This is a genomic window from Pseudactinotalea sp. (assembly GCF_048594945.1).
Taxonomy (GTDB): domain Bacteria; phylum Actinomycetota; class Actinomycetes; order Actinomycetales; family Beutenbergiaceae; genus Pseudactinotalea.
Genome location: NZ_JBMDXJ010000253.1, coordinates 1 through 7,751, shown reverse-complemented (window position 1 = coordinate 7,751; position 7,751 = coordinate 1). Strand labels below are relative to the sequence as shown.

8 protein-coding genes are annotated in these 7,751 nt (G+C 69.3%); 6 read left to right on the top strand and 2 right to left on the bottom strand.

Annotated elements, in window-relative coordinates; all coding sequences use genetic code 11:
• Positions 1 to 174: 174 nt before the first annotated feature.
• Positions 175 to 1,185, bottom strand: coding sequence for an aldo/keto reductase family protein (locus tag ACOJSN_RS11090; protein WP_420112560.1), 1,011 nt, complete (start codon positions 1,183 to 1,185; stop codon positions 175 to 177).
• Between the two features lie 34 nt (positions 1,186 to 1,219).
• A complete protein-coding gene (locus tag ACOJSN_RS11085; protein ID WP_420112559.1) occupies positions 1,220 to 1,819 on the bottom strand; it encodes a DUF3043 domain-containing protein in 600 nt (199 codons plus the stop codon).
• Positions 1,820 to 1,859: 40 nt separating this feature from the next.
• On the opposite strand from ACOJSN_RS11085, the gene ACOJSN_RS11080 reads away from it, so the two are divergent.
• From ACOJSN_RS11080 to ACOJSN_RS11055, 6 genes are all read left to right on the top strand, one after another.
• Positions 1,860 to 3,002, top strand: a complete 1,143-nt coding sequence (locus ACOJSN_RS11080; RefSeq protein WP_420112558.1) for a glycerate kinase — start codon at positions 1,860 to 1,862, stop codon at positions 3,000 to 3,002.
• A 92-nt stretch (positions 3,003 to 3,094) separates the two neighbouring features.
• The gene (locus ACOJSN_RS11075) at positions 3,095 to 3,448 is read left to right on the top strand and encodes a HesB/IscA family protein (protein ID WP_420112557.1); all 354 of its coding nucleotides are present in this window, start codon (positions 3,095 to 3,097) and stop codon (positions 3,446 to 3,448) included.
• A 206-nt stretch (positions 3,449 to 3,654) separates the two neighbouring features.
• The gene (locus tag ACOJSN_RS11070) at positions 3,655 to 4,467 is read left to right on the top strand and encodes an FKBP-type peptidyl-prolyl cis-trans isomerase (RefSeq protein WP_420112556.1); all 813 of its coding nucleotides are present in this window, start codon (positions 3,655 to 3,657) and stop codon (positions 4,465 to 4,467) included.
• A 260-nt stretch (positions 4,468 to 4,727) separates the two neighbouring features.
• Positions 4,728 to 5,522, top strand: a complete 795-nt coding sequence (gene coxB / locus ACOJSN_RS11065; protein WP_420112555.1) for a cytochrome c oxidase subunit II — start codon at positions 4,728 to 4,730, stop codon at positions 5,520 to 5,522.
• On the top strand, positions 5,522 to 7,267 hold the full coding sequence (gene ctaD / locus ACOJSN_RS11060) for a cytochrome c oxidase subunit I (RefSeq protein ID WP_420112554.1): 1,746 nt from the start codon (positions 5,522 to 5,524) through the stop codon (positions 7,265 to 7,267). The genes coxB and ctaD overlap by 1 nt, the downstream gene beginning before the upstream one ends.
• Positions 7,268 to 7,269: 2 nt before the next feature.
• Positions 7,270 to 7,716 (top strand): cytochrome c oxidase subunit 4, encoded by a 447-nt coding sequence (locus ACOJSN_RS11055; protein WP_420112553.1) that lies wholly within the window; start codon positions 7,270 to 7,272, stop codon positions 7,714 to 7,716.
• The last annotated feature ends 35 nt before the right edge of the window (positions 7,717 to 7,751 follow it).

The window sequence follows — 7,751 nt, the reverse complement described above, 5'->3', positions numbered from 1 at the left end:
GGCGCCACCCTCGTGCAGGCCTACACCGCGTTCGTGTACGAAGGCCCTACCTGGCCGGGGAACCTCAACCGCACCCTCCGCTGACCGCCCCCGATTTCACTGACGAAACGTCACGACCCCGACTTCCCTGACGACGCGTCCGTCACTTTTCGTCAGTTAAATCGGGGGTGGGGCTCAGGTGAGGCGGTGCTTGGGCGAGACGTCGTAGGTCCTGGCGGGGTCGCGCTCGACCACGTCGCCGAGGGCGGCGTCGATGCGGGCGAGCACGTCGGCGTCGAGCTCCACGCCTGAGGCCTTGATGTTGTCGGCCACCTGCTCGGGGCGGGAGGCGCCCACGAGCGCGGCAGCCACGTTGTCGTTCGCCAGCACCCAGGCCACGGCGAGCTGGGCCATCGTCAGCCCGAGCTCGTCGGCGATCGCCTTGAGCTGCTGGACGCGCTCGAGCACCTCGTCCCGCATCCAGCCCTTGATCATCTGCTGCCCGCCGGAGGTGTCGGTGGCGCGCGAGCCCTCGGGCGCGGACTGACCGGGCCGGTACTTGCCGGTGAGCACACCCTGGGCGATCGGCGACCAGACGATCTGCGAGATCCCGAGCTCACGTGAGGTCGGCACCACCTCGTCCTCGATGACGCGCCACAGCATCGAGTACTGCGGCTGGGAGGAGATCAGGCCGAACCCGAGGTCCTTCGCCAGCGCGGCACCCTCGCGCAGCTGCGGAGCGGTCCACTCGCTGACCCCGATGTAGAGCGCCTTGCCGGCACGGACCACGTCGGCGAACGCCCGCATGGTCTCCTCGAGCGGGGTCGCGTAGTCGTAGCGGTGCGCCTGGTACAGGTCCACGTAGTCGGTCTTGAGCCGCCGGAGTGACCCATTGATCGACTCCATGATGTGCTTGCGGGACAGACCGGTGTCGTTGGCGCCCTTCGGGCCTGTCGGAAAGTAGACCTTGGTGAAGATCTCCAGCGACTCGCGGCGTTCACCGGCCAGCGCCTCGCCGAGGACTTCCTCGGCCTTGGTGTTGGCGTAGGTATCGGCGGTGTCGAAGCTGGTGATCCCGCCGTCGAGCGCGGCGCGCACGCACGCGTTCGCGACGTCGGCCTCCACCTGCGATCCGTGGGTGAGCCAGTTGCCGTACGTGATCTCGGTGACCTTGAGGCCGGAGCGGCCGAGGTGGCGGTAGCGCATCGGTGGGGGTCCTTCGCGTGAGGTGGTGCAGGGGTCAGCTGGGGCGTTGGCCGCGCTTGACCTGTGGCTTCGGCAGGCGCATCCGACGCATCTGCATCGACCGCATCGCGGTGTAGAGCCGGATGCCGCGCACGCTGCCACGGCCGAACTGGGCCACCGCGTGGCGGTGCACGAGGATCGAGAGCACGATCGCCTCGATCACCGCGACCAGCACGATCGCGTACAGCCCGAGGATCGCGTAGACGATGATCTGCGGCGGCAGCCCCGCCATGCTGCCCCCGAACATCACCACGACCACGAGCAGCGCCACCGGGAGGAAGAACTCGCCCAGGGTCCAGCGGGAATCGACCCAGTCGCGTGCGAACCGCCGCACCGGGCCTTTGTGCTGGGCGGGCAGGTAGCGCTCGTCGCCCGTCTTCATCGCCTCGTCCATGAGGGCGCGCTGCTTGGCCTGGTGGGCGCGCGCCTTCTCCCTGTCGGCCTTGCGGTCGCCCGAGATGAGGGGTCGCTTGTTCGCGGCCTCGGCATCCCGTCGTTTGGGCGTGGGGCGGCCCTTGCCGACCGTGGGCGTCTCCTCGATCACCGGTGCGTCGTCGACGGCGACCGCGTCATCGTTCTTCTTGCGTCCGAACACGTGCCTCAGCCTATCCGCGCTGCTCTGGCACACTCGCCGCGTGCGTGTACTGCTGGCCCCGGACCGGATCCGCCCCCTGTCGGGGGACCCCGGTGAGCCGATGAGCGCCATCGATGTGGCGGCCCATCTTGCCCGGGGTTGGGCCGAGACCCGGCCCGCCGAGCAGATCGTCGCCCATCCCATGTCCGACGGCGGAGCGGGGCTTCTCGATGTTCTCCTCGCCACCCTCGGGGGTGAGGTCGAAGCGGCACTCGCGCGCGATGCCGAGGGTGTTCAGGTGCCCACGGTGTGGCTGCGTGTCGGAGCGACCGGGTACGTCGAGACCGCGCCGCTGCTGGGCGACCCGCGCGGCACCGATGCGGCACGGCTGGCCGCGACGGGCACCAGCGCGGGCGTCGGTGACGTCGTGCTCGCCGCCGCGCGGGCCGGTGTGCGGCGGATCGTGGTCGGCGTCGGTGAAGGTGCCAGTCACGACGCGGGCGTCGGCGCCCTGCAGGCGCTGGCCGGGGCAGCACCCGAGACGCCTGTCGCCGAGGTGCTCCGGCAGGCGATCGATGCGCTCGAGGGCGTCGAGCTGATCGTCGCGGCAGCGACCGATCTTCCGCTGGTCGGTCTGAGCGGGGCCGGCGCGGCACTCGCCTCGCGGCCGGGCATCGACGCGGCGGCAGCACAGGACCGCGAGCTCGCTCTGGCGGGCGCCGTGGCGCGGCTCGAGGCGGCCACCCCAGCGCGGCGTTCGCTGCTGGCCGTCGCCGAGGGCACCCAGACCCGCGGCTCGCGCCGCCCCCACGCCGGGGCGGGGGGAGGGGTCGCCTTCGCTCTCGCCAGTGCAGGTGCGCGGGTCCTGCCCGGCGCGGAGGTGGTGGCGGTCGAGACGGGGCTCGGGGAGGCCGTGGCAGCCTCCGAGCTGGTCGTCACTGCGACCTCGACGCTTGACGGCGGCGCCCTCGACGGCGGTGTTCCGGGCTCGGTCGGCCGGCTCGCCCTGGCCGCGCTCGTGCCGGCCGTCGCGATCGCTCCGCGAGTGCTGGTGGGGCGCCGCGAGATCTCCGGGACGGGGGTGGAGGCGGTCTACCCGGTGACGGACCCACCCAGACCTGGCCACGCGACGCCGTCGACCGATGATCTGAGCGATGCCCTGTCCCGACGCGCGAGCAGGGTCGCGACGACCTGGTCGCGCTGACGTACCCTGGATGCGGGAACACGCCTCGCCCCCGCGGTGTTGGCATGGACAGCCGGTCCGCCGGCACCCGGACGCGCACAGGAGGAGACACCATGACGGAGACCCAGGCTCCCGCCCCCGCCCACGACGTGGCGCTGACCGAGGTCGCTGCGGCCAAGGTGAAGGCGCTGCTCGACCAGGAGGGGCGCGATGACCTGCGGCTGCGGCTCGGCGTCCAGCCCGGCGGCTGTTCCGGGCTGATCTACCAGCTGGTCTTCGACGACCGCGACCTCGAGGGTGACGCGGTCCGCGACTTCGAGGGCGTCGAGCTTGTGGTCGACAAGATGAGCGTGCCGTATCTCGCGGGCGCCACGATCGACTACGCCGACACGATCTCGCAGCAGGGCTTCACGATCGACAACCCGAACGCCGGTGGCTCCTGCGCCTGCGGCGACTCGTTCCACTGAGCGGGGCCCGTGCGCGCCGTGGCGGCCTCGCCACGGCGGCGCTTCTTGCTGCCCTGCTCGGACTGGCCGCGTGCGGCACCGAGAACGCCGGCGGCGGCCCGAGCGGTGGCTCGAGCCTGGACCCCAGTGCGACCGGCGACGCCACGACCGGCTCCGGGGAGGCGTGCACTCCTGCTGGTGAGGACCTCCCCGAGGCGTCCGGGGACGTGGGCGACGCCCCCGTGTTCACCTGGCCCGACGCGTGCGCTCCCGAAGGCCTGCAGGTCGAGGTCCTGAGCGAGGGAGACGGCCGCGAGGTTGTCTCCGGAGCCGCGGTGCTCGCCAACTATGCGGGTTTCGTCTGGGGGAGCGACGAGCCGTTCGACAGCTCCTACGACCGGGGCTCGCCGTCGCTCTTCTCGCTCGAGCAGGTCGTCGCCGGTTGGTCGCAAGGCATCCCCGGGTCGACGGCGGGGTCGCGACTGCTGATCTCGATCCCGCCCGACTTGGGCTATGGCCCGCAGGGCGGCAACGAGGCCGCCGGGATCGGGCCGACGGACACGATCGTGTTCGTGGTCGACGTCGTCGATACCTACGACGCCGCGTCCGCGGGCCAAGCCGACGCGACGCCACTGGAAGCCTCCGACCTTCCGGTCTCGCTGGAGGGTGATCTCGGCGCAGCCGCCACGCTGTCGATCGACGCCGACGCACCCGAGCCGACGGAGCCTGCGGTCTACCGCGTCGCCGACGGGACCGGTGAGCCGGTCGCAGTCGGACAGACGGTTGCGGTCAACTACACCGTGAGCTTCTGGGACGGCACCAGCCTCGAGACCTCGTGGTCGCCTGGCCACGGTGAAGATCAGGCGGCTGACGAGGCCGAGAGCGCCGCCGCCGGCCCTTTGCTCGCGCCGCTGGGGCAGGGAACGATCTTCGATCTGCTCGAGGGCGTGCCGGTCGGCTCACGCGTGGTGCTGGTTGCGCCGGCCGCAGACGGGTCCCCGGCGATCGGGCTCGTCGCGGACGTGCTCGGCGCGGGCTGAGCGGCCGACGTCCCGAGGGGCGTTGATGTCCCGACAACGCGTCGTCTCGCGCTAGTGTGGAGACCGACGGAACGCTGCCCTGCGAGGGTGCAGACAGACCGTCGGGAGTCGTCAGGAAATGCCCGTCGGAAGGCCAGCGCACAGTGTCATCGCCCACGCGTTCACCAGCCCGGCGGCTGCGTACCGGAGCGACTGCGGTCGCGGTGGCAGGAGCCGTCGCACTGATCGCCTCCTGCTCCCCGGCGACGCAGCGCGGCTGGATGCCCACCGGTGAGGGAACCACCGACCACACCGATGGCATCGTCCAGCTCTGGACCGGTTCGTGGATCGCCGCGCTGATCGTCGGCGTGCTGGTGTGGGGCCTGATCATCTGGTGCGTGATCGTCTACCGCAAGCGCAAGGACGACCACCAACTGCCCGTGCAGCTGCGGTACCACCTCCCGCTGGAGCTGCTGTACACCTTCGTGCCGATCCTCATGGTCGGCGTGCTGTTCTTCTACACCGTGCAGGTGCAGGACCCGCTGACCGAGGTGGACCAGGACGAGACCGATGTGCGCATCCAGGTCTACGGGCGCCAGTGGAGCTGGGACTTCAACTACCTCGACTACCAGGTGTGGGACACCGGGCAGCCGGCCGACCTCAACAACATCTCCGCCGACACCGAGGAAGGTCTCGCGGACTACTGGGCGCAGGACGAGGTCCCCACGCTGGTGCTGCCGGTCGGGCAGACCGTGGAGTTCACGCTCAACTCCCGTGACGTGATCCACTCGTTCTGGATCCCCGCGTTCCTGTACAAGATCGACACCACGCCCGGGCGCACCAACACGTTCCAGGTGACTCCGCAGGTGGAGGGCACCTACTACGGGCGGTGCGCCGAGCTCTGCGGCGAGTACCACGGTTACATGCTGTTCAACGTCGAGGTCGTGAGCCAGGCGGAGTTCGAGCAGCACATGGCCGATCTGGCCGCAGCCGGTCAAACCGGAGAGCTGGGCGAGGACCTCGACCGTCAGGTCGCGCCCGAAGGGCCGGACTTCGGCGAGGAGGAGGACCACTGATGGCCAGCGGAACCGCCGAGTACTCGGCCGTCGAGTCCGATGACAACATTCGGGGTCTGGGCACCGAGCGCCAGAGCCTGGGTCGCACCGTGGTCAAGTGGATCACCTCCACCGATCACAAGACCATCGGGTACCTGTACCTGATCACCTCGTTCATCTTCTTCTGCATCGGTGGGTTGCTCGCGCTGCTGATCCGCGCCGAGCTGTTCGACCCGGCGATCCAGATCGTGCGTAGTGCGGAACAGTTCAACCAGTTCTTCACGATGCACGGCACGATCATGCTGCTGCTGTTCGCCACGCCGCTGTTCGTGGGCTTCGGCAACATCATCGTGCCGCTGCAGATCGGTGCGCCCGATGTGGCGTTCCCGCGCATGAACATGTTCGCGTACTGGCTGTTCGCCTTCGGCGGCATCATCGCCTGCGCGGGCTTCCTCACCCCCAAGGGCGCCGCCAGCTTCGGCTGGACTGCCTACATGCCGCTCGCGAGCGGTACGTACTCGCCCGGCCTGGGTGGGAACCTGTGGGTGATGGGCCTGGCGATGACCGGCTTCGGCACGATCTTCGGATCGGTCAACTTCATCACCACGATCGTGACCATGCGCGCGCCGGGCATGACGATGTTCCGGATGCCGATCTTCACCTGGAACATCCTCATCACCTCGGTGCTGGCACTGATCGCGTTCCCCGTGCTGGCGGCCGCCCTGTTCGGGCTCGGCGCCGACCGGATCCTCGGCACTCAGATATTCGCACCCGAGAACGGTGGTGCGATGCTCTGGCAGCACCTGTTCTGGTTCTTCGGGCATCCGGAGGTCTACATCATCGCGCTGCCGTTCTTCGGCATCGTGTCCGAGATCTTCCCGGTCTTCTCCCGCAAGCCGATCTTCGGCTACAAGGGACTCGTGTTCGCCACTGTGGCGATCGCCGGCTTGTCGGTCACGGTGTGGGCGCACCACATGTACGCCACCGGGGCCGTGCTGCTGCCGTTCTTCGCGGTCATGACGATGCTGATCGCCGTGCCCACGGGAGTGAAGTTCTTCAATTGGGTCGGCACGCTCTGGCGCGGCAAGATCACGTTCGAGACCCCGATGCTGTGGTCGCGCGGGTTCCTCGTCACGTTCCTCTTCGGTGGGCTCACGGGCGTCATCCTGGCCAGCCCGGCGCTGGACTTCCACGTCCACGACAGCTACTTCGTGGTGGCGCACTTCCACTACGTGGTGTTCGGAACCGTGGTGTTCGCGATGTTCGCCGGCTTCTACTTCTGGTGGCCGAAGTTCACGGGGCGGATGCTGAACGAGCGGCTCGGCAAGGTGCACTTCTGGTTGCTGTTCTTCGGGTTCCACGGCACGTTCCTGGTGCAGCACTGGCTGGGCGTGATGGGCATGCAGCGCCGCGTCCCGGTGTACCTGCCTGAGCCTGACTTCGTGATCCTCAACCAGATCTCCACGGTCTCGGCGTTCGTGCTGGCGTCCTCCACGCTGCCGTTCCTGTGGAACGTCTACCGCACGTGGCGCACGGGGCCGCGTGTGACGCTCGACGACCCGTGGGGCTTCGGCAACTCGCTGGAGTGGGCCACGTCCTGCCCGCCACCGCGACACAACTTCGACCGGCTGCCGCGTATCCGTTCCGAACGCCCGGCCTTCGACCTGCACCACCCCGAGGTCGCCGCACTCGATGCGGAGGAACCGGAGAACACCACGATCGGAGTCGCTGTCGGCTCCCGTCGCGAGAAGACGAGCGAGGCCTGACGATGTCGAGCAAGCAGAAGCCCGCACAGCCGCTTGGGCCCGAGTGGAAGCTCCTCGCCGTCCTGGGCGGGTTCTTCGTGATCGCCACGGCGCTGTACGCGGGATGGACGCGCCTGCACTACGGCGAGATCGAACCGATCGGCTCCACGGCGCTGGCGCTGCTGGTCGGTCTGTGCTTCCTCGCCGGTGGCTACTTGTTCAAGCTGAGCCGCGAGATCGAGGTCCGTCCCGAGGACAACCCGCACGCGGAGCAGGAGGACGCCGCAGGCGAGTACGGCCACTTCTCTCCGTGGAGCTGGTGGCCGCTGGTCTGCGGCATCGCGACCGCGTTGATCTTCCTGGGTCCGGCGCTGCTCCAGTGGTGGATCGCCGGCATCGGCGCCGCGATCGGTGTGGTCGGGGTTGCTGGCCACGTGCTCGAGTACAACCGCGGCCCGCACGCGCACTGACACACAACGACGGCGGGCCCCCCCCACCCCCCCGG